This is a genomic window from Nonomuraea sp. NPDC050733 (assembly GCF_040654215.1).
GTDB lineage: Bacteria > Actinomycetota > Actinomycetes > Streptosporangiales > Streptosporangiaceae > Nonomuraea.
In genome coordinates, this window is the sequence record NZ_JBFAHO010000011.1 from 111,830 (window position 1) to 132,653 (window position 20,824).

At 71.2% G+C, this 20,824-nt stretch carries 22 protein-coding genes; 14 read left to right on the top strand and 8 right to left on the bottom strand.

Going from position 1 to position 20,824, the window contains the following annotated elements; all coding sequences use genetic code 11:
- Positions 1-308: 308 nt before the first annotated feature.
- Positions 309-887: a YqgE/AlgH family protein gene (locus AB0H64_RS20235; protein ID WP_355437143.1), complete on the top strand. Its 579-nt coding sequence runs from the start codon at positions 309-311 to the stop codon at positions 885-887.
- Between the two features lie 4 nt (positions 888-891).
- Here AB0H64_RS20235 and AB0H64_RS20240 read toward each other — a convergent pair whose 3' ends face one another.
- On the bottom strand, positions 892-1,548 hold the full coding sequence (locus AB0H64_RS20240) for a TetR family transcriptional regulator (protein ID WP_357626450.1): 657 nt from the start codon (positions 1,546-1,548) through the stop codon (positions 892-894).
- A 155-nt stretch (positions 1,549-1,703) separates the two neighbouring features.
- Here AB0H64_RS20240 and AB0H64_RS20245 point away from each other — a divergent pair, with 155 nt between their 5' ends.
- The 4 genes from AB0H64_RS20245 to AB0H64_RS20260 all read left to right on the top strand — a co-directional run bounded on the left by AB0H64_RS20245 (position 1,704) and on the right by AB0H64_RS20260 (position 6,141).
- A complete protein-coding gene (locus AB0H64_RS20245; RefSeq protein ID WP_357626453.1) occupies positions 1,704-3,314 on the top strand; it encodes an MFS transporter in 1,611 nt (536 codons plus the stop codon).
- A gap of 104 nt (positions 3,315-3,418) precedes the next feature.
- The gene (locus AB0H64_RS20250) at positions 3,419-3,679 is read left to right on the top strand and encodes a DUF3039 domain-containing protein (RefSeq protein WP_310710620.1); all 261 of its coding nucleotides are present in this window, start codon (positions 3,419-3,421) and stop codon (positions 3,677-3,679) included.
- 77 nt (positions 3,680-3,756) lie between these two features.
- The gene (locus AB0H64_RS20255) at positions 3,757-4,740 is read left to right on the top strand and encodes a zinc metalloprotease (RefSeq protein ID WP_357626455.1); all 984 of its coding nucleotides are present in this window, start codon (positions 3,757-3,759) and stop codon (positions 4,738-4,740) included.
- Between the two features lie 9 nt (positions 4,741-4,749).
- A complete protein-coding gene (locus tag AB0H64_RS20260; RefSeq protein WP_357626458.1) occupies positions 4,750-6,141 on the top strand; it encodes an MFS transporter in 1,392 nt (463 codons plus the stop codon).
- Positions 6,142-6,283: 142 nt separating this feature from the next.
- Here AB0H64_RS20260 and AB0H64_RS20265 read toward each other — a convergent pair whose 3' ends face one another.
- Positions 6,284-7,456: a transposase gene (locus AB0H64_RS20265; protein ID WP_357626461.1), complete on the bottom strand. Its 1,173-nt coding sequence runs from the start codon at positions 7,454-7,456 to the stop codon at positions 6,284-6,286.
- A 4-nt stretch (positions 7,457-7,460) separates the two neighbouring features.
- Entirely contained in the window at positions 7,461-7,610 is a 150-nt protein-coding gene (locus tag AB0H64_RS20270) for a hypothetical protein (RefSeq protein ID WP_357626463.1), read from the bottom strand.
- Between the two features lie 154 nt (positions 7,611-7,764).
- Between AB0H64_RS20270 and AB0H64_RS20275 the strand changes: the two genes are divergently transcribed.
- Complete coding sequence (locus tag AB0H64_RS20275) at positions 7,765-9,054, top strand: hypothetical protein (RefSeq protein ID WP_357626464.1); 1,290 nt, start codon at positions 7,765-7,767, stop codon at positions 9,052-9,054.
- A gap of 145 nt (positions 9,055-9,199) precedes the next feature.
- On the top strand, positions 9,200-10,951 hold the full coding sequence (locus AB0H64_RS20280; protein ID WP_357626466.1) for a DEAD/DEAH box helicase: 1,752 nt from the start codon (positions 9,200-9,202) through the stop codon (positions 10,949-10,951).
- 126 nt (positions 10,952-11,077) lie between these two features.
- On the opposite strand, the gene AB0H64_RS20285 is transcribed toward AB0H64_RS20280, so the two are convergent.
- On the bottom strand, positions 11,078-11,860 hold the full coding sequence (locus tag AB0H64_RS20285) for a hypothetical protein (RefSeq protein WP_357626469.1): 783 nt from the start codon (positions 11,858-11,860) through the stop codon (positions 11,078-11,080).
- A gap of 156 nt (positions 11,861-12,016) precedes the next feature.
- On the opposite strand from AB0H64_RS20285, the gene AB0H64_RS20290 reads away from it, so the two are divergent.
- On the top strand, positions 12,017-12,262 hold the full coding sequence (locus AB0H64_RS20290; RefSeq protein WP_357626472.1) for a hypothetical protein: 246 nt from the start codon (positions 12,017-12,019) through the stop codon (positions 12,260-12,262).
- 33 nt (positions 12,263-12,295) lie between these two features.
- Here the strand turns inward: AB0H64_RS20290 and AB0H64_RS20295 are convergent, their stop codons facing one another.
- Both AB0H64_RS20295 and AB0H64_RS20300 read right to left on the bottom strand, forming a co-directional pair.
- Complete coding sequence (locus AB0H64_RS20295) at positions 12,296-12,865, bottom strand: isochorismatase family protein (RefSeq protein ID WP_357626474.1); 570 nt, start codon at positions 12,863-12,865, stop codon at positions 12,296-12,298.
- A gap of 14 nt (positions 12,866-12,879) precedes the next feature.
- A complete protein-coding gene (locus AB0H64_RS20300; RefSeq protein ID WP_357626476.1) occupies positions 12,880-14,169 on the bottom strand; it encodes a nicotinate phosphoribosyltransferase in 1,290 nt (429 codons plus the stop codon).
- Positions 14,170-14,209: 40 nt separating this feature from the next.
- Between AB0H64_RS20300 and clpS the strand changes: the two genes are divergently transcribed.
- The 5 genes from clpS to AB0H64_RS20325 all read left to right on the top strand — a co-directional run bounded on the left by clpS (position 14,210) and on the right by AB0H64_RS20325 (position 16,808).
- Positions 14,210-14,503: an ATP-dependent Clp protease adapter ClpS gene (gene clpS, locus AB0H64_RS20305; RefSeq protein WP_357626478.1), complete on the top strand. Its 294-nt coding sequence runs from the start codon at positions 14,210-14,212 to the stop codon at positions 14,501-14,503.
- A 10-nt stretch (positions 14,504-14,513) separates the two neighbouring features.
- Positions 14,514-15,038, top strand: a complete 525-nt coding sequence (locus AB0H64_RS20310) for a DUF2017 domain-containing protein (RefSeq protein WP_357626481.1) — start codon at positions 14,514-14,516, stop codon at positions 15,036-15,038.
- Between the two features lie 9 nt (positions 15,039-15,047).
- Positions 15,048-15,449 (top strand): M67 family metallopeptidase, encoded by a 402-nt coding sequence (locus AB0H64_RS20315; protein WP_310710632.1) that lies wholly within the window; start codon positions 15,048-15,050, stop codon positions 15,447-15,449.
- A gap of 137 nt (positions 15,450-15,586) precedes the next feature.
- Positions 15,587-15,859: a MoaD/ThiS family protein gene (locus AB0H64_RS20320; RefSeq protein ID WP_357626484.1), complete on the top strand. Its 273-nt coding sequence runs from the start codon at positions 15,587-15,589 to the stop codon at positions 15,857-15,859.
- Between the two features lies 1 nt (position 15,860).
- Positions 15,861-16,808 carry a cysteine synthase gene (locus tag AB0H64_RS20325; RefSeq protein ID WP_357626486.1) on the top strand — a complete coding sequence of 316 codons (948 nt, stop codon included), beginning with the start codon at positions 15,861-15,863 and terminating at the stop codon, positions 16,806-16,808.
- 145 nt (positions 16,809-16,953) lie between these two features.
- Here the strand turns inward: AB0H64_RS20325 and AB0H64_RS20330 are convergent, their stop codons facing one another.
- Both AB0H64_RS20330 and AB0H64_RS20335 read right to left on the bottom strand, forming a co-directional pair.
- A complete protein-coding gene (locus AB0H64_RS20330) occupies positions 16,954-17,562 on the bottom strand; it encodes a hypothetical protein (RefSeq protein WP_357626489.1) in 609 nt (202 codons plus the stop codon).
- 238 nt (positions 17,563-17,800) lie between these two features.
- Entirely contained in the window at positions 17,801-19,777 is a 1,977-nt protein-coding gene (locus AB0H64_RS20335; RefSeq protein WP_357626669.1) for a DUF3352 domain-containing protein, read from the bottom strand.
- 233 nt (positions 19,778-20,010) lie between these two features.
- Between AB0H64_RS20335 and AB0H64_RS20340 the strand changes: the two genes are divergently transcribed.
- Positions 20,011-20,802 (top strand): thioesterase family protein, encoded by a 792-nt coding sequence (locus tag AB0H64_RS20340; protein ID WP_357626492.1) that lies wholly within the window; start codon positions 20,011-20,013, stop codon positions 20,800-20,802.
- Positions 20,803-20,824 lie beyond the last annotated feature (22 nt).

Genomic DNA, 20,824 nt, shown 5'->3' on the forward strand with positions numbered 1-20,824 from the left:
CCAGGGAGACGGCCGCTGACCGGATGACGGCGTGCCGCCGTAACGGCGCCCCCTGACCGGGCCTTCCGCGACCCGCTGCCGCAGCGCCGGTGCGCTTTGTCGTCGTTCTCCCTGTCGGGCGGAGTGTGCGTCGCTGACAGGGACGACTGTGCTCCCGGGCGGTTCGGGAACGCTGACGACCGGCCGTCAGCGCGGACGTCGGCGCCCGACCGTCGAGGACGCGGACGTCCCGCGTCCGCACAGTCGCAAAACGTCATAACGGCGGACCAGGGGAGCGAGATGCGCGGGTGACCCTTCATGATGGATGTATGGCGGAAGCGATCTACGTCGGCGGTCTGCTGGTGGCGACGCCGCTTCTCGATGACCCCAACTTCCGGCGTAGCGTCGTGCTGATCCTCGAACACGACAGCGAGGGCGGCACCCTGGGTGTGGTGCTCAACCGGCCGAGCGAGATCTCCGTGACCCAGGTGCTGCCCGTGTGGGACCCCCTGGTGACGGGGCCACCGGTGCTGTTCGAGGGCGGCCCGGTGCAGACCGACAGCGCGCTGGCCCTCGCCGCGGTCCCCAGCGGCGAGGAGCCCCTGGGCTGGCGCCGCCTCCACGCGGGCACGCCGTCCGTCTCGCGGCTCGGCACCGTCGACCTGGACGCGCCGCCCGAGATCCTCCAGGGCGAGATCTCGCAGATGCGGATCTTCGCCGGGTACGCCGGGTGGACGTCCGGCCAGCTGGAGAGCGAGATCGCCGAGGGGGCGTGGTACGTCGTCGACTCGGAGGCGGGCGACACCTTCCACACCGACCCGCGCTCGCTCTGGCGCCACGTGCTGCGGCGGCAGCGCGGCGAGCTGGCGTTCGTGGCCAACTGCCCGGACGATCCGACGATGAACTGACCTGCTAGGCGGCCCCGGATCCGGGGCGATCCGCCGGGGGCACCGGCTCGCCCGTGTCCCAGCCGGGGCGCATCATGCTCTCCACGAGCTCCAGCGTCTCCTCCATCTGCTGGACGACCTGGGACAGCTCGGGCCGCCGGCCCGGCGGGCACTCGAACCCGACCCGTAGCGACGACATGGCGATGGCCACGACGAGGTGCGACACCCGGTCCGTGGTCACGTCGGCGCCCCGGCGCGCGGCGATCTCGGTGGCCAGGTGCCGCTCGGTCTCGGCGCCCCTGGCCACGGACAGGCCGACCAGGTGCGGGTGGTCGTCCAGCAGCCGGCGCAGCTTGAGGAATCTCTGGGCGTCCTCGGGAGTTGAGTCCTGCAAGTCGCGCAGCACGGCGCGCAACGCGTGCGTCATGGAGACGAACGGGGACTCCCCGGCCGGTCGGGAGCGCAGGACCTCCAGCATGATCTCCTCGCCGTGCTCGTGGAACCAGAAGGCGACGGCGTCCTTGCTGGTGAAGTAGCGGAAGAAGGTGCGGGGCGAGATGTCGACCGACCCCGCGATCTGCTCCACGGTGGTGGAGTCGTACCCTTGTTCGAGGAAAAGATCCAGCGCGGCGTCCAGGATCGCCAGGCGCGTCTTCTCCTTCTTGCGCTCCCGTAGACCCATGGGCGTCACTCCCTCGACATCTTCGTGTCACATTGTGACATAAGTCGCGACGCGACTTTTTTAAATGGTTTGAGATCTTTCATCGACTGACATACATTACCTGAGGCTTAAGAGATCTATGTCCCGGTGTGGGACACATGTGTTGAGGGGGTTTCATGGCGCACACGAAGGCGGTCGACGCGCCGCCGGCGCCGGAGTCCGGTGCCACGGGGGCGGGAAGCAATCCATGGCTCGTGCTGCTGGCGGTCAGCCTCGGCGTCATCATGGTGATGCTCGACGGGACCGTGGTGGGCATCGCCAACCCGGTCATCCAGAGCGACCTGGGTGCATCGCTTTCCGACCTGCAGTGGGTCACCAGTGGCTACCTGCTGGCTCTGGCCGTCTTCCTGATCACGGCCGGCAAGCTCGGTGACCTGTTCGGTCACAAGCGGGTGTTCCTCATCGGCGTGGCCGGGTTCGCGCTCTCGTCGGTCGGCATCGGCCTCAGCCAGGAGCTGGCCGACGTGGTTCCGGGCCTGTCCCCGGTGGGTGCCCTGATCGGGCTGCGCGTGATGCAGGGCCTGTTCGGCGCGCTGCTCCAGCCGGCCGCGCTCGCGCTGCTGCGCGGGGCCTTCCCCGGTGAGAAGCTCAACCAGGCGATGGGCGCCTGGGGCGCCATCATCGGCCTGTCCAGCGCCGCCGGTCCGATCGTGGGCGGCGTGCTGGTCGAGAAGGTCAGCTGGGAGTCGGTGTTCTTCATCAACGCGCCGGTCGGCATCGTGGCGCTGCTGATGGGCCTGCTCATCATCAAGGAGAACCGCTCGCAGACCTTCGCCCGCATCGACTGGCTCGGCGTGGTCCTGCTGTCCGGCGCGATGTTCGCCCTCGTCTGGTCGATCATCAAGGCCCCCGAGTGGGGCTGGGGCGACACCAAGACCATCGGCTTCCTCGTCGGCTTCGCCGTGCTGGTCGCCGGGTTCATCTTCTGGCAGAGCAAGGCCAAGCAGCCGCTGGTCCCGCTCTCCCTGTTCCGCAACCTGTCGATCTCGATCGGCACCGTGCTCATGATGATGGTCGCGTTCGCCATGTTCGGCGCGATGTTCTTCCTGGGCTTCTTCTTCCAGGGCGTCCACGGCCTCAGCCCGCTCGACGCCGGCCTGCGCATGCTTCCGATGAGCGCCGGCATGATCGTCGCCTCGCCGCTGGCCGGCATGCTGATCGGCCGGCTCGGCGCGAAGATCACGATGGCCATCGGCCTGGTGATCACCGCGACGGCGATGTTCCTCATGTCGCAGCTCAGCATCGACGCATCGTTCATCGAGAGCGGCATCCCGTTCGTCCTGCTGGCGTTCGGCCTGTCGCCGGTCTTCGTCGGCGCCACGGAGATCATCGTGGGCAACGCCCCGATCGAGCTCAGCGGCGTCGCGGGCGGTCTGCAGCAGTCGGCCATGCAGGTGGGCGGCGCGCTCGGCACCGCCATCCTGGGCGCCGTCATGGCCGCCGAGATCTCCAGCAAGCTGCCCGGTTACCTCGGCCCGGCCGCCCAGCAGATCCCGGCCGAGCAGATGTCGCTGCTGGAGAAGGCCGCCGCGTTCGGCGGGCTCCCGCCGGGCGTGCCCGAGCAGGTCAGGCGGACGCTCGGGCCGGCCGTGCACAACGCGTTCATGGACGGCATGCACCTGGCGTTCCTCGTGAGCACCGGTGTCGCGCTGCTGACGGCGGTCCTCACGCTGTTCGTCAAGGCGGGCCGCAAGTCCGAGCAGGGCGCGCCGGTCCACATGGGCTGACGACGTCCCCGCCCGTCCCGTACGGCCCCCGCCAGGAGAACGGCTCCTGGCGGGGGCCGTACGGCTGCCCGGTGCAGGAGGACGCGGGGCATAGACTCGGTGGGGTGAGTACGAAGATCCTCCCTGAGCAGGAAACGACGCCGCGGACGTCGCACGGCGACGGCGATCATGAGCGGTTCTCGCACTACGCGGACAGAAACAAGATCACCGAGAGCATGGTGACCGGCACGCCGATCCGCGCCCTGTGCGGCAAGGTCTGGGTGCCCAGCCGCGACCCGAAGAAGTACCCGGTGTGCCCGGAGTGCAAGGAGATCTACGAGGGTCTCCCGCCGGGTGGCGGCCCGGGCGACGACAAGAACCAATGAGTGTTGCTCACGTGTGATCCTCTCCCGTCGAGTTACGGTCGGTAATCTGACCAACTCGATCGGTAACGGGGGATTGCATGGCCCGGCGCGCGACCGCCGTCACTTTGGCATGCCTGCTGGCGACCGGTCTGGCGCCCCCGCATCGCGGCGAGGCCGCGATCCGTCCCGCCCGGGCGCCGGACACCGGCGGCCAGGCGGGCTGCGAGCCCGCCGCCCGGCTCGGCCGTGACACCCCGCGCGGCCCCGAGCCGCGCCAGCCGCACCCCCAGGACGTCGGCCGCGTCCTCACCGAGCTGGACAAGGGCCTGGCCGGCTCCCGGGCGCCCGAGCACGTCACCGTGCCGGTCTGGGTGCACGTCCTCACCGACGGCGTCGCCCGGGCGTCCACCGCCGCCGTCAAGGCCCAGTTCGCCACGCTCAGGGACGCCTACTCCGGCCGGTTCGGCGGCGCGGACTCCGGCGTCACCTTCCGCCTGGCCGGGGCGCGGCTCGTGCGCAACGCCGACTGGTTCACCGACCCCACCACCCACGAGCAGGCCATGAAGCAGGCGCTGCGCAGGGGCGGCCCCGAGACGCTCAACCTCTACATCGCCCAGCTCGACCGGCAGGTCCTCGGCTTCTCCACGTATCCGTACTGGTACAAGGACAACCCCCAGATCGACGGCGTGGTCATCGACTGGCGCACGCTGCCCGGCGGCACGTTCGCCGACTACGACCGCGGCTACACCGCCGTCCACGAGATCGGCCACTGGCTCGGCCTCTTCCACACCTTCGAGAACGGCTGCGAGACCCCCGGCGACGGCATCGAGGACACCGCGCCGGAGGCCAGACCCACCGAGGGATGCCCCGAGTCGAAGGACACCTGCCAGCCCGACGGGCGGCCCGACCCGTTCCACAACTTCATGGACTACGCCAAGGACCCCTGCATGTGGGAGTTCACCCCGGGCCAGGCCGCGCGGATGCGCGAGATGTGGGCCGTCTACCGGGAGCCCGCGCCCGCCCAGGCGGCGGCCCGTGTGGGAAGCGGAGGCCGCCTCACCGGGCGATCGCCGCGCACTTAGGATGTCCCGGTGACAGGACCGAAGGCGCTCGACACTCCATACGACTCCCGCACCGGCATCCTCGGCGCCGCCTACCGCGCCGCGACCGTCGGCATCCTGCTCGTCGTCACGCTCGTCGCCTTCGAGGGCATGTCGGTCAGCGTCGTCATGCCGGAGGTCTCCCGCCAGCTCCAGGCGCTGGACCTGTACGGGCTGAGCTTCTCGGCCTTCCTCATCGCCAGCCTGTTCGCCAACGTGGTGTCCGGCCTGTGGTCGGACCGGCGCGGCTACACGGCGCCGTTCCTGCTCGGCCTCGTGCTGTTCGTCACCGGCATGGTGCTGGCCGGGACCGCGGACGGCAAGATGACGTTCCTGGTCGCCAGGGCCGTGCAGGGGCTCGGCGCGGGCTCCACGATCGTCGCCCTCTACGTGATGATCGCCCGGGTCTACCCGGCGGCGATGCGGCCCAAGGTCTTCGCGGCGCTGTCGGCCGCCTGGGTGGTGCCCGCCATGGTCGGCCCCGCCGTGGCGGGGTTCGTCGCCGGCCAGTGGGGCTGGCGGTGGGTGTTCTTCGGCATCGTCCCGCTCGTCGTGCCCGCCCTCGTCATGCTGATCCCCGCGCTGCGCCGGCGGAGCGCGGAGGAGGAGACCGCGCCGCCGGAGGGCCCGCGGTCGCGGCCGCTCCCCATGACGATCGCCGCCACCTCGGCCGCGGGCGGCGCCGGCGTTCTGCTGTACGGGGTCGACCGGCTGCACGTCACGCCGCTGCCCAGCGCGGTCGCGGCCGTCGCGGGCCTCGCCCTCCTCGCGTACGGGCTGAGCAGGCTGCTGCCGCCCGGCGCGCTGCGGTTCGGCCGGGGGCTGCCGACGACCATCATGATGCGCGGCATGTTCTCGGCGCCCTTCCTGGGCGTGAACGCCTTCATCCCGCTCGCCCTCCAGTCCGTCAAGGGCTTCGACGCGACGGCCGCGGGCATCGCGCTGACCACCGGCGCGCTCGGCTGGTCGGCCGGGTCGTTCCTGCAGAGCCGGCGCGCCGCCGAGCCGGACCGGCGGTTGCGGGTGGGCGCGGCCTGCGTCACGACCGGGGTGCTGCTGGCGCTGCTCGCGGCGCTGCCGGGCGTCACCGGGTGGGTCGCGGTGCCGGCGTGGGTGATCGCGGGATTCGGCATGGGCCTCGGGATGACCACGGTCAGCGTCACCGCGCTGAAGCAGTCGCCGGTCAACGAGCAGGGGGCCAACAGCGCCGCGCTGTCGGTGACCGACATGCTCGGGTCCGCGCTGTCGCTCGGGGTGGGCGGCGCGCTGATCAACGTGATCGGGCACAGCCCGGCGGAGATCGCGCGCGGGTACGTCGTCATCTGCTGCCTCATGGGCGCCCTCGCGCTCTGCGCCACCCTGCTCGCCTCCCGCGTCCGCTGACCCCGTCCTCCGACTCTTTCCGCCCCACCTGTCACAGCGGTCACGGTTCGCCAGATCTCGGGCGCGAGGAGTGATAGGACAGGAAGGACAGCGGCCAGGAGGTGTCGTGACTCCTCCGCTCCCTGGAGGGAGCGGCTTCTCGTTAAGCCGCTTCCGCGACGTCGCGAAGGGCAAGCCCTGCCCTGAGGATGTTTATTGCCGCGTTGACGTCGGCGTGCGCTGTATGAGCGCACCGCCGACAGTGGAACTCGGCTTGGGTGAGGCGGTTCTCTTTCGCGCAGTGCCCGCAATGCGAGCAGGTGCGGGAGGTGTTGGCGGGGTTCACCGCGATCAGCTCTCGACCGGCGCTTTCAGCCTTGTCCGCGAGGACCTGCAGGAACACCCCCCAACCCGCGTCCAGGATGCTGCGGTTCAGGCCGGACTTCTGAGCGACGTTCCGGCCGGGCGCCTCGGCTGTGCCGGACGCCGAGCGGGTCATGTTGGTGATCCTCAGGTCCTCGTGGGCAATGACGTCGTAGTCGCGGACCAGGCGCAGGGCCGCTTTGTGGGCGCCGTCGAGGCGCTGACGGCGCACCTTGCGGTGCAGGGCCGCGACCTTGACCGCAGCCTTGAGGCGCCGCTTCGAGCCGCGCTTGGTGCGGGCCAGGTCCCGCTGTACGGCAGCCAGCCGGTTCGCGGAGCTGGCCAGGTAACGCGGGTTGTTCAGGTGCTCGCCGTCGGAGGTGGTGACGAGCGACGCCACACCCATGTCGATTCCGGCGGCGGCGCCCGTAGCGGGCAGGGCTTCAGCGGGCACGTCATCGCACGACAGGATCACATACCAGCGCGAGCCCTCCCGCTTCACGCTGATCGTCTTGACGGTGCCGCGTACGGGGCGGTGCTGGTGGACCCGGACGTGGCCGACGCCCTGGAGGCGAACGTAGGTCGCTGGCGGGTGTTCGGGCTGGGAGTCCCAGCGGCAGCCATCACCGTCTTTCGGCCACTCGACGGTGTCGAACCAACCCCTGCCTTTGAAGCGGGGGGACCCCGGTGTGCGCCCGGCCCTGACCCGGGCGAAGAACGCGGCGAACGCCTTGTCGAGACGACGCAGCGTGGCCTGCTGGGAGGAGAACGACCACCGGCCTTGGCCGCCGGTGTCGTCGGCGCGGATGTGCTTGAGGTCAGCCGATTGGTCGCTGTAATTGATGCTCACGCCCGCTTTGGCGTAGGCGGTGCGGCGGTGCTCCAGCGCGGCGATGTACAGGGCGCGGTGGTCATCCAGGCACGAGGTCAGCGCGGCTGCCTGGCGGGCGGTGGGGCGCAGCAGGAACTTCAACGACCTACGCACGAGCACCCCCGCCCTTGGGGACGCGCTCGTAGGGGGTCTCGATGTAGCGCTGCACGGTATCGGCGGGCACCGCGCCGACCGTGGCCAGGAAGTATCCAAGGTCGTACGCCGGGCCGGAAGAGGTGTGCGCCTGACGAACCACACGATCATTACAACAGCACCATCCATCTAACGGGTGACGATCGGAGATCTTCAATGCGCAGACCTGATCGGCCAGGGCATGCTCGGGCCTTGACGGCCCTCCCGCTCCCGATTCCCCCGTCGCCAAAAGGCGACGGTCCCTTCGGGAGGATCTGATGGAGGACGACCACCTGGTCTGGCCGCCGAGCACGGGGGCCAGGCACCGCCGCACCCCTCCCCAGGACCGGACGGGCGCCCCGGCCCGGGGCCGCGCGGGCGAGCCGCCGTACCCTCCGGTGACGGGCGTGCCCGGCCCTCCCGGGGGCTCCGGGCGGAGCCGTGGCGCCCAGCCGCCGTACCCGCCCGTGAGAGCCGTACCGGACCCGCCCCGGGACCCTCTGTCCGACGCCGGGGACGAAGCGCCCGCTCCCCGGAAGGGCCAGCAGGACCGGCAGGACCGGCAGGACCGGAAGGACCGGCAGGACCGGAAGGACCGGCAGGGAATGTCCGCTGCCCGGAGAGACGTGCCCGCCGTCCGGGAGGAGGAGCCGGACGAGGAGTTCTGGGGCCCGGAGGACGACGACCCGGACCTGGAGCACGGAACCTGGGCCCCCGTCTTCCGCCGGAAGCCGGGAGCCGGTGACGACTCCACGGAGCGCCCGTGGAGCCCCAGGACGGTACGGCCCGCTGAGGACGCCCTCCCGGCCCCGGCCCGCGGCGGCCTCTCCCACTGGCTCACGGGCCGTCCCCGCCGCGAGGAGCCCCCCGAGACCGACGCCTGGGACGGCCCGGAAGACCTCGGCGACCAGGAGGACGTCTGGCAGGACCAGGGAAGGGACGACGGGCGCCGCCCGTGGGACTCCCTGCCGCCCTCCGCCCGCATGTACGGCGCGCCCGCCGACCCCGGGCTGCCCGGGAAGGCGAGCGGCCACCTCTGGCGGCGGGCCGGCACGGCGCTCGCGCTGCTGGCCACCGTCGCCGCCGTGGCCGTCCTCGGCGTGACCGCCCTGCGACGGACGGACGGCCCGGAGGCCCGGCAGGAGAGCCTGGCCGACGCCCGGGCCAAGGTCGTCATCCCGCTGCCCGACGGGTGGCACGCGGGGGCGGTGCCGCCGGTGACCGGATTCACCTCGGTCGCCCGCGACGGCGACGGCGGCCTCGTCATGGCCAGGCCGGTCGGCGAGCCGGTGGGCGACCCCAGGAAGGCCGCGGCCCAGGCCGCCGAGCTGTACTCCCGGCTCCTGCTCAAGGGCGACCGGGTCGGCGTCGTCGAGGACAGGAACCTCGCCGGCGGGCACACCCGCGCCCTGCGCGCCGAGTACCAGGACGTCGTGAACCGGCCCGCGTACCTGAGAGTGATCCTGCTCACCCGCGACGGCGGCGCGGTGCTCGTCGTCGGGCTGCTCCAACCCGAGGAACCCGCACGCAGACAGGCGCTGGACGCGCTGCTCGCGAGCGTGCGATAAGCCACCGGAAAGCCACCTGACGCCCATTAGCACGCAAGGACGACCTTGGCCAGGATCCGCGGTGCACGGCACGTCTTGTCGGTGTGCGCGATTACCCTTGGGTCACTGTGAGAGAGCGAAGCACACGAACCCCAGAGGTGATGCGGTGAGCACCTTCGCCGCGTCCCACCTATCGCCTTCCTATCCCGCCCGTGCCGCTTGGGGCACCGCCCAGAAGCTCCGGGCATGGCAGCAGGAGGCGTTCGACCTCTATTCCAGGCTTGAGCCGCGTGACTTCCTCACCGTGGCGACCCCGGGCGCGGGCAAGACGACCTACGCCCTGCGGATCGCCAGTGACCTGCTGGACCGGGGAGTGATCAAGGCGATCACCGTCGTCACCCCCACCGAGCACCTCAAGCGGCAGTGGGCCGACGCCGCGAGCCGGGTCGGCATCGGCATCGACCCCGAGTTCAAGAACAGCCAGGGCACCACCTCCCGCGACTACATCGGCGTGGCCGTCACCTACGCCCAGGTCGCCATGCATCCGGCCCTGCACCGCGCGCGGACCGAGGCCCGCAAGACCCTGGTCATCTTCGACGAGATCCACCACGCCGGCGACGCCAAGTCGTGGGGCGACGGCATCCGTGAGGCGTTCGAGCCGGCCACCCGGCGGCTCCAGCTCACCGGCACGCCGTTCCGCTCCGACGACAACCCCATCCCCTTCGTCGGCTACCAGGAGGACGCCGAGGGCCTCAAGCGCAGCGTCGCCGACTACTCCTACGGCTACGGCCCCGCCCTCGACGACGGCGTCGTCCGTCCCGTGATCTTCCTCGCGTACTCCGGCGAGATGAAGTGGCGCACCCGGGCCGGCGACGAGATCGCCGCCACGCTCGGCACGCCGCTCACCAAGGACCAGCTCTCGCAGGCGTGGCGGGCCGCGCTCGACCCCAAGGGCGACTGGATCAGGCAGGTCATGCAGGCCGCCGACCGGCGGCTGACCGAGGTGCGGCGCGGCGTGCCCGACGCCGGCGGCCTGGTCATCGCGACCGACCACGAGACGGCCCGCGCCTACGCCCGCCATCTGCGCGCCATCACCGGCGAGGGCGCCACGGTCGTGCTCTCCGACGATCCGGGCGCGTCCAAGAAGATCAAGGCGTTCGCCGCCTCGCAGGACCGCTGGCTGGTGGCGGTCCGCATGGTGTCGGAGGGCGTCGACATCCCGCGCCTGTGCGTCGGCGTCTACGCCACCTCCACCTCGACCCCGCTGTTCTTCGCCCAGGCGGTCGGGCGCTTCGTCCGGGCCCGCAAGCGCGGCGAGACCGCCTCGGTGTTCCTCCCCTCGGTGCCCACCCTCATGGGGCTGGCCAACGAGATGGAGGTGGAGCGCGACCACGTCCTCAACCGCCGCCCGCCCGAGGACGGCCTCGACGACAGCCTCCTGGAGCAAGCCAACCGCAAGCAGGACAACCCCGACGTCCTGGGCGACGAGCTGCCGTTCGAGACGATGGAGACGTCGGCGACGTTCGACAGGGTCCTGTTCGACGGCGGCGAGTTCGGCACGGGGGCTGCGGTCGGCTCCGCCGAGGAGGAGGACTTCCTCGGCCTGCCCGGGCTGCTGGAGCCCGATCAGGTGGCCACACTGCTGCGCAAGCGTCAGTCGGACCAGCAGGCGGCCAAGCGCCGCGAGCCCAAGGACGAGGGGCCGCCGGAGCTGGCGCCGCACGAGCGGATCGCGGAGCTGAGGCGGGAGCTGAACGGACTCGTGGGCGCCTGGAACCACCGCACGGGCCAGCCGCACGGCGTCATCCACTCGGAGCTGCGCCGCGCCTGCGGCGGCCCGCCGATCGCCCAGGCGACGGCGGAGCAGATCAAGGAACGCATCGACAAGATCCGCCACTGGGCCACCCAGCGCCGCTGACCTGCCCGGCCGCCCGCAGCCTCACGAGCGGCCTGTCCGCAGTCTCGCGTACGTACGGGTGGCCGCGCGTCCGGTGAACGGCGGCCCCGGCCGAGCGGGCCGGGCGCGTGGCGTCCGGCCCGGACCTCAGGTGGCGCGCCGGTGATCCGCGCCCGGGGCCTTCGAGACATCGGGGGCCTCATGGGCGCCGGAGGTCCTGTGGGTGGTGGTGGCGGTGTCGGGGGCGTTCAGGTCCGCGGAGCCGCCGGGGGCGGGGATGCGGTGGCCGGTCCGGCCGTCGATCAGGACGTAACGGTCGGCGTGCCCATGTCCGTGCCTCGCGTCGCCGGATGCCTGGGCGCGACGGACGCCCGCCGCCGCGAGCGGCACCCGCAGCGACGCCTCACCCTCCTCGACCCGCACAGGCACGGTCCGCCCACCCGCGCCCCCTGAGCCCGGGGCGCCTGAGACCGAGCCGCTCGCGCCGCGTGAGCCGCCTGGGCCACCCGGGCCCCTTGAGCCGGCGTCGCCGGTCGCGCCCGGAGCGGTCGCGCCCGGCGCGGGCCCCTCGTGGACCCACACCGTGAGCCGGCGTCCTTCGGCCCGCACCATCACGTCGGCCTTGGCGCACTCCCCGGCCGCCGCCGGCCAGGACAGGACGAGCCCGCCGCGCCGCCCCTCCACCCGGCCCGTCCGGGGCAGCGGCTCCCGCTCGGCGCAGTCCGCGCGGGTTCCAGGGGAGGCCGCCACGGCCCCGCCGTACGGATCGGGCACGGGGACGCGGACGGCGTTCGTGGCGATCGTCGCCACCTCCAGCATCGTCAGCGCCAGCACCGCGCCGGCCCGGGCCCAGACCCGGCCGGACACGAGTACCCACAGGCTGAACGGGCCGAGGACCAGCCAGGCCAGTCCGAGAGAGAAGGCGAGCATGAAGAGACCTCACACCGGGATGAGACACGTGACTCTCCGTGTTACTTCTCCCTCGGCCCGGCCGCTCCGGCTTGACGATCCCCTGAACGTTCCGTGCCTGATCGTGTACGTTGCGTCGCGACCGGCGTCGAAGGGACGCCGGGTTACCGTGCAGGGGTGCCTGAAGTGAGCCTGTACCTTCCGGAGGACATCCAGCAGCGGGTCGCGGAGGCGGCACGGGTGCACAGGATGACCGAAGAGGACTACATGCGCGACGCCATCCGGCGGGCGCTGGTGGAGGACGCCCTCGCTGAGCGCCCCCGGCCCAGGCTTCCGGTGTTCGAGCTCGGCGGCGAGACGCTCACGGCCGAACGCGTCGATGAGATCCTCACCGAGGGCTTCGGCGAGGACAGGCTCGCCTGATCCTGGCCCTCGCCACCAGCGGCGCGGCAGGGGTCAGCCGACCGCGGGGGCGCCCTCGAGGGTGATGCCGGCGGCGGCGAGTTCGGCCAGGGCCGCCTCCGTGGTGTGGCGGGCGACCCCGGCCGTCAGGTCCAGCCGCACCCGTACGGCCAGGCCGTTCTTGACCGCGTCCAGCGCCGTGGCGCGCACGCAGTGGTCCGTGGCGATGCCCACGATGTCCACCTCGTGCACCTGGTGCTCGGCCAGCCACGCTCCCAGGCTCACCCCGTCGCCCGAGGTGCCCTCGAAGCCGCTGTAGGCCGCCGCGCGGGCGCCCTTGCTGAACACCTCCTCGACCGCCGCCACGTCCAGTGCCGGGTGGAAGTCGGCGCCCGGTGTGCCGGCGACGCAGTGGCGGGGCCAGGTCGCGACGTAGTCGGGGTGGTCGGAGAAGTGGCCGCCCGGATCGACGTGGTAGTCGCGGGTGGCCACCACGTGGTCGTAGGGGTGGTCGGCCACGTGGCGGGTGATCGCCGCGGCCACCTGCGAGCCTCCCGCCACGGCGAGACTGCCGCCCTCGCAGAAGTCGTTCTGCACGTCAACGATGATCAACGCGGTGCCCATAAAAGCACGATACTTCAGGCGAATTCGGTGGGAATCGCCGCGTACCCGCGGCCGATCTGCAGCGCCTCCTGGGGCAGCGTCGCGACCGTCTCGGCGTGGCGCGCGCGGGCGTCCGCCAGCGGCTCCCTGCCGACGGGCTCGCCGCCGCGCACGAGCTGCCGCAGCAGCGGCACGCCGCCCTCCGGCGCCTCTCCCGAGGTGGTGATCAGCTCGGTCTCCGCCCGGCCCTGGCCGTCGAACAGCCGGTACGCGTGCTTGCGCCCCCCTCGCGACGGCTTGCCGACCGAACGCTTGGCGACCGGCTCCATCTCGCCCGCGGCCGTCTCGCGGGCCACCAGCTTGTAGACGAGCGCGGCCGTCGGCACGCCGGACCCGGTCACCAGGGACGTGCCGACCCCGTAGCCGTCCACGGGGGCGGCGGCGAGTGCGGCGATGGCGTACTCGTCGAGGTCGGAGGTGACCAGGATGCGCGTGTCGAAGGCGCCCAGCGCGTCGAGCTGCTCGCGGACCTCCTGCGCCGCGGCGGCGAGGTCGCCCGAGTCGATGCGGACCGCGCCCAGCTTGGTGCCGGCCAGCTCGACGGCGGTCCGCACGGCATCCGGCACGTCGTAGGTGTCGACGAGCAACGTGGTCTCGGGCCCCAGAGAGGCGATCTGCGCCTCGAACGCGGCCCGCTCCGAGTCGTGCAGCAGCGTGAACGCGTGCGCCGCCGTGCCGGCCGTGGGGATGCCGTACACGTGGCCGGCCATGAGGTTGGACGTGGAGGCGAACCCGGCGAGGTAGGCGGCGCGGGCCGAGGCGATCGCGGCGCGCTCGTGGGTGCGGCGCGAGCCCATCTCGATGAGCGGCCGCCCGCCCGCCGCGTTGCGCATGCGGGACGCGGCCGAGGCGATCGCGCAGTCGTGGTTGAGAATGGACAGGATCATGGTTTCGAGCAGCACGGCCTCGGCGAAGGTGCCCTCGACGACCATGATCGGGGAGGCCGGGAAGTAGAGATCGCCCTCGGCGTAGCCGCAGATGTCGCCCGTGAAGCGGTACCCCGCCAGGAACTCCAGGGTGGACGCGTCGACCACGCGGTTGTCCCGCAGGAAGGTGAGCTGTTCCTCGCCGAAACGGAAGTTCTCCAGCTCGTCCAGGACGCGGCCCGTCCCCGCGACGACCCCGTAACGCCTGCCCCCGGGGAGATGCCGGGCGAACACCTCGAAAACGGCGCGCCGGTGGGCGGCGCCGCTTCGCAGAGCCGCCTGCAACATCGTCAGCTCATAGTGATCGGTCAGCAACGCGGTGCTCATGCTCAATGTCACGACTCGAAGACTACGGCGGAGGTAGGGCAGGATGGTGAATGTGGGTAGCACCGCTCCAATCGCCGTCGAGCGTCCGTCATCGGACGTCCGGCCCGATCTGCCTTGGGTGACGATCGTCTGGAACGACCCCGTGAACCTCATGTCGTACGTGACGTACGTCTTCCAGACCGTCTTCGGCTACACCCGCGAGAAGGCCGAGAAGCTCATGCTGGACGTCCACCACAAGGGGAGGGCCGTCGTGTCCAGCGGCACGCGCGAGGAGATGGAACGAGACGTGCAGATCCTGCACTCCTACGGCCTGTGGGCGACGGTCCAGCCGGACTCGGTCAAGTGAGGCGGTACGGGTGAGCTCGGGGTTCTCGTCGAAGCGCGGCGTGGTCATCGCCCAGTTCGAGGCGCCGGAGGTGGCGATCCTCCGCTCGCTGGTGTCACAGGTCCTGGGCCTGGTCGAGCCGGGGGAGACCGGCGACGACCCGCTGGAGCGCGCCCTCGGCATCGGCGGCCGGGGCCAGGCGCCGTCGGACCCGGTGCTGGCGAGGCTGTTCCCCTCGGCGTACGAGGACGCGGGCGACGCGGCGGAGTTCCGCCGCTACACCGAGGCGACGCTGCGCGACGGCAAGCGCGCCGACGCGCGCACCATGCTCGACACGGCCCGGCCCGGACGCACCGAGCTGACGCCCGAGCAGGCCCAGGCGTGGCTGCGCGCGCTCAACGACGTGCGGCTGGCCCTCGGCACCAAGCTGGAGGTGACCGAGGAGATCCACGACGAGATCGCGACGATGTCCGAGGACGACCCCCGCTACCCGGCCTACGTGACCTACGACTGGCTCACCTACCTCCAGGACACCCTGGTCCGGGCCCTCTGGTAGCTTCCGGGCATGCTGACGATCTCGCAGGAACTGGTGGACAGGATCGTTGCCCACGCGCGGGCCGACCACCCCGACGAGGCGTGCGGTGTGATCGCGGGACGCGACGGTGTGCCGGAGCGGTTCGTCCCGATGGAGAACGCCGAGCGCTCGCCGACCTTCTACCGCTTCGACTCGATGGAGCAGTTCCGCGTCTGGCGTGAGATGGACGACCGTGACGAGGAGCCGGTCGTGATCTACCATTCGCACACGGCGACCGAGGCGTACCCGTCGCGCACCGACGTCTCCTACGCCTCCGAGCCCGGCGCCCACTACGTGCTCGTCTCGACCCGCGACGAGCAGGAGGTGGAGTTCCGCTCCTTCCGGATCGTCGACGGTGTCGTCACCGAGGAAGAGGTAAGGTTCATCCCATGATGGTCCGGCCGGTGCAGAGCTTTCTCTTCGCCCACACCCCGGCTGTCGTCGTCTACGACTGTCACTGACCTGGAATTCGCATCCAGCCGTCGGCGTTGCCGCCGATGGGACGACCTGACCTGAGGAGACTGAGCGAGATGGCCATCGAGGTTCGCATTCCGACCATCCTGCGTAACTACACCGGCGGCGCCAAGGCGGTCGCCGCCGAGGGCGCCACCCTCGACGAGCTGATCAGCAACCTGGAGTCCGCCCACCCCGGCATCAAGGAGCGCCTGGTCGACCAGGGCAACCTGCGCCGGTTCGTCAACGTGTACCTGAACGACGAGGACGTCCGCTTCCTCGGCGGGCTCGGCACCCCCGTCTCCGACGGCGACACGGTGACCGTCCTCCCGGCCGTCGCCGGCGGGTGACATGCGGTTCGATTCGCTGATCGAGTCGGTCGGCCGCACTCCTCTGGTCGGCCTGCCCCGGCTCTCGCCCGCGCCCGACGTCCGCGTCTGGGCGAAGCTGGAGGACCGCAACCCGACCGGCTCGATCAAGGACCGTCCGGCGCTGTGGATGATCCAGCAGGCCGAGAAGGACGGGCTGCTCACCCCGGGCTGCACGATCCTGGAGCCGACCAGCGGCAACACCGGCATCTCGCTGGCCATGTCGGCCAGGCTCAAGGGCTACCGGCTGATCTGCGTGATGCCGGAGAACACCTCCGAGGAGCGCCGCCAGCTCCTGCGCATGTGGGGCGCGGAGATCATCTCCTCGCCCGCCGCGGGCGGCTCCAACGAGGCCGTGCGCCGCGCCAAGGAGCTCGCCGCCGCCAACCCGTCGTGGGTGATGCTCTACCAGTACGGCAACCCGGCCAACTGGCGCTCCCACTACGAGACGACCGGCCCGGAGATCCTCGAGGACCTGCCCACGGTCACCCACTTCGTGGCCGGGCTCGGCACGACCGGCACCCTCATGGGCGTCGGCCGGTTCCTGCGGGAGCGGGTGCCCGGGGTGAGGATCGTGGCGGCCGAGCCGCGCTACGGCGAGCTGGTGTACGGCCTGCGCAACGTCGACGAGGGTTTCATCCCCGAGCTGTACGACGAGTCGGTGCTGACCACCCGCTACTCGGTGGGCTCGGCCGACGCGCTGCGCCGCACCCGCGAGCTGCTGGCCGCCGAGGGCATCTTCGCCGGCGTGTCCACCGGCGCCGCCCTGCACGCGGCGCTCGGGGTGGCGGCCAAGGCCGTCAAGGCGGGGGAGCGGGCCGACGTGGTGTTCGTGGTGGCCGACGGCGGGTGGAAGTACCTGTCGACGGGCGCGTACGAGGGCACGCTGGACGAGGCGGAGGAGCGGCTGGAAGGCCAGCTCTGGGCGTGACGCCCGCGTAACGAGGCTTGCGCTGTCGGATCGAGGCGACGGCGGATGGTCCGATGGCGCAGGGCTCGTACCGGTGACGCGAATCCCCGTGGTGCAGCAGCCGCGAAACCGGCAGGCCAGGTGGCCTGCCGGTCAGTGCGCTTCCTCATACCCCGGCCGGGATGGGCTCGGTAGCCGAGGGAACCGGACGGGAGGTGGTCGGGGTGGCTCGGTGGGAGATGGAGGCGAAGGAGACGAGCAGGAGGACGGCGCCGAGCGGGATGAGGTCCTTGTCGATGTTCGGCATGATGAGGTCGCACAGGACCAGGAAGGGCGTCCACACCTTGATCCGGCGCATGATGGCGAGCTGGACCACGAGGGCGAACTGGCCGACGTAGAACAGGTACGGGCCGACGTCGTAGGCCGCGAGGGTGACCCCCGGGGTGTCGCGGATCTCACGGATGAGAAGGCTCATGCTCAGGTTGTCGACGGACAGCAGTCCAGCCACGACGTCGATGGTGAACTGCGTGGTCAGAGCGAGGGCGCCGGCCGTGGCGATCACTGCGATCACAGTGGACAGGGCGTTGCCCCCGGCCATCCGGCGCATCTGCCAGAAGATGTACACGAACAGCCCCATCGCCGCGATGAAGGCCAGATGGCCGGAGGTCCAGGCGAGGCCGGGGCCGCGACTGCCGTCGAGCCCGTCAAGGATCCGGATCACGCCGTAGGCGAGGGTGAGCAGTGGGGCGGCGACGAAGGCGATGCGCGGGTTCATCCGGGGCTCCTAGGCGAGGGGTGCTTACGCCCTCAATCCTGGATTTTCACCCGCCGAAAGTAATCGCCGCCGGGAGCGATCTCTGCCATCCCTCTCACGGTGGATCAGGCATCCCTCCTGCCGGCGAGGTGTCCGGGTCCGACGCTCGATCACCTCAGGTCAAGGCACCAACACAAGCCGTACGCAAGAAGAAGGCGGCCGGCGTGGAGCCGGCCGCCTCTGTCACGTCCTGAGCCGATCAGTTGAACAGCAGCCGCAGCGAGAACGTGGCGTCCGAGTCGGTCTGGGTGCCGCTCAGGCCCACCGCGCGCAGCACCTGGGCGTTGGTCTTCTCCTCGCCGCTCAGGCTCTGCAGGTAGTACTTCTCCACCTTGTCCAGGTCGACGAAGACCGCGAACGTGGCCTTGTCGGCGTCCGGGACGGCCGTGGTGAAGGTCTCGCTGTCGCCCAGCGTGCCCTCCTCGGCTAGCTTCTTGGCGTACTCGTCGGTGGTGGCCAGCGTGAACGTGCCGTCACCGGCCACCTTGGCGACCTTGGGCGCGGGCTGGCCGCCGGCGGTCATGGCCTTCTGGACCTTGTCGAAGACGGCCTGCGCCTTGGCCGGGTCCGTGACGATGCGGACGCCGCCCTTGACCTGGTCGCTGTCGAGGCCCTCGCTGTCCACGGCCACCGTCAGGTTCTTGCCGAAGAACGTGGCCAGGTCGTCCGGAAGCTGGAGGCCGTAGGTCTGCTTGGCCTGGTCGATGAACTGCTTGAACTCACCGCCGCCGGCCGCCGTCATGGACTTCTCGACGTCGGCCCACTTCTTGGTGATCATCTGGTCGAGGCCGGAGACGGACAGCGCGCCGGCCGTCGAGGCGGGCAGCGTGCTCAGCTTCGCGCCCTCCAGGTCGCCGTCCACGAGGCCCTCCGCGCCGCGGACCACGCCGGCCAGCTCCGCGTACGCGCTGTCGAAGCGCAGCGCGCCGGCGAAGCGGGCGTTCTTCACCTGCTCCAGCGCCTTGGCCTGCTCGGCGTCGATGTCCTGGGTGGCCAGCTTGCCGACCTCGCCGAGGCGGGCCCAGAAGGACAGCACGCCCTGCTCGCCCACGGCGTCGAGGTCGTCGGAGAAGTCGGCGGCGGTCGCCAGGCTGGCGGTCTCGGCCGCGTACTTGTCGGCCTTGGCCTGCTCGTCGGTGAGCAGCGCGTAGTCGTCGCGGAAGGCGATGCCGTACTTGTCGTCGCCCATCAGCTTGGCGATGCCGGTCTTGGCCGCGGCCTCGTCCTTCACCTGGACGGCCACCGCGAACTCCGCCTCCTTGCCGGCCGCCGCGGGCGGCATCAAGGCCACACCGATGCGGCTGCCGAGCCACGGGTCCACGTCGCGGGCGAAGTCGACCTTGGCCAGGCTGTCGGCGTCCTCCTTGATGGAGTTGAACAGCGCCTGGCGCGGGTCCTCGCCGGTGAACGCGTCCTTGGTCACCGAGAACTTGCGGGCGATCTGGAACAGCGCCACCTTCTGGTTGGCGGCCGGGTCCAGGTCAAGGCGGACGTAGGCGATCGCGTTCGGCGGCAGCACCTCGTGCGGCTGCGTGCCGCCGCCGCCGATCGCGCCCGTGGCCCAGACGGCGCCGCCGCCGAGCAGCACCACGGCCAGGGCGGCGGCGATGGCGATGATCCAACCCTTGCGGCCCTTGCCGGCCGGCTGCGCGGGACCGAACCCCTCGGGCCCCTGCTGCTGCCAGCCGTGCTGCTGCCCGTAACCCTGCTGCGCGTACTGCTGCTGCCCATAGGTCGGCTGCTCGTAGCTGGGCTGCTCGTAGCCCTGCTGGCCCTGGGGCTGCTGTCCGTAGCCCTGCTGGAGGTAGTCCTGCTGGCCCTGGTTCTGCTGGCCGTAGCCGGACTGCTGACCGTAGCCCGGCTGCTGCTGGCCGTACGGCTGCTGGCCGTAGCCGGCCTGCTGGCTGAAGGCCGCCTGGCCGTGGTCCGGCTGGCCGTACGCGGGTTGGCCGTACGCGGGCTGGCCGTAAGACGCCTGCTGCCCGTACCCGGGCTGCTGACCCGACGACGCCTGCTCGCCGTACGGCTGACCGTGCTGCTGGCCCGCGTAGGGCTGCTGCGGCGGGTACGGCTGGCCGAGCGGCGTGGTCGGCGGGTTGGGGGACTCCTCCGAGCCCCAGCGGTAAGCCGTCGTCCGATCAGGATCCTGGCCACGGGGGGGATTATTCGCAGACATCACTCAACTCACAATGTGGACTTATGACCACAGGAAAGGTAACGGATGTTGCTGTACGGGCGCTTGCAATGCACTGAAGACGGTGTTCAGGCGGTGGGGTGACCCGGTGACACCTGCCATGACCGAACTGCCCCTCTCGCTACTCGTTTCCCCTGCTAGGCGTGCTCGGAGGGGGATGGCGTAGAGTATGCGGGCTACTAGAATATAGTTCGGTATCTTGTGAGGCGGGACTGATGACCAAGTTCGACGAGGCCACGCAGGCGATCAGGGTCGACGAGACCACCTACGACGTCTGCCTCGACCCCGGCTACGCCATCGGCGGCCCGCTCAACGGCGGTTACCTGATGGCCGTGGTGCTGCGAGCCGTGGTGGACTCCTCGCCGTTCGAGCACCCGGTGAGCACGACCGTCCAGTTCCTCCGGTCCCCGGCGGCCGGTCCGGCGCGGGTGCGGGTCGAGCAGCTCAAGGCGGGCAAGACCGCCGCCTTCACCCGGGCCACACTCGTCCAGAACGACGCCGCCCAGATCGCGGCACTGGTGACCACCGCCACGCTCCAGGACGCGGAGCCCACGTATGCCGATGAATCCGGATATGTCATGCCGCGCCCCGAGGACTGTGTCCGGTTGCCCGACCCCAAGCCCGAGTCCGGCATGACGCTCAACGCCCAGCTCGACCTGCTCTTCGACCCGCCCACGATCGGCTGGCTGAGCGGCCGGCCCACCGGCCGGCCCGAGTCGCGGGCGTACTTCCGGATGGCCGAGCCCCAGGACCCCGACCCGTACGTGCTGGCCCTCGCGGTCGACGCGCTGCCACCCGTGGTGTTCTCGACGGGGGCGCGCGGCTGGGCGCCCACCGTGGACCTGACCTGGCACCTGCGCGCGCTGCCCGCACCCGGCTGGCTCACGCTCATCGGCGGCGGCCGGCTCGTCTCCGGCGGCTGGTTCGACGAGGAGGTCGAGGTGCGCGACTCCCGGGGACGCCTCGTCGCCCAGGCCCGGCAGCTGGCGCGCGTGGGACGGGGGTGACACGAAGGCAGTGTGAGCATTC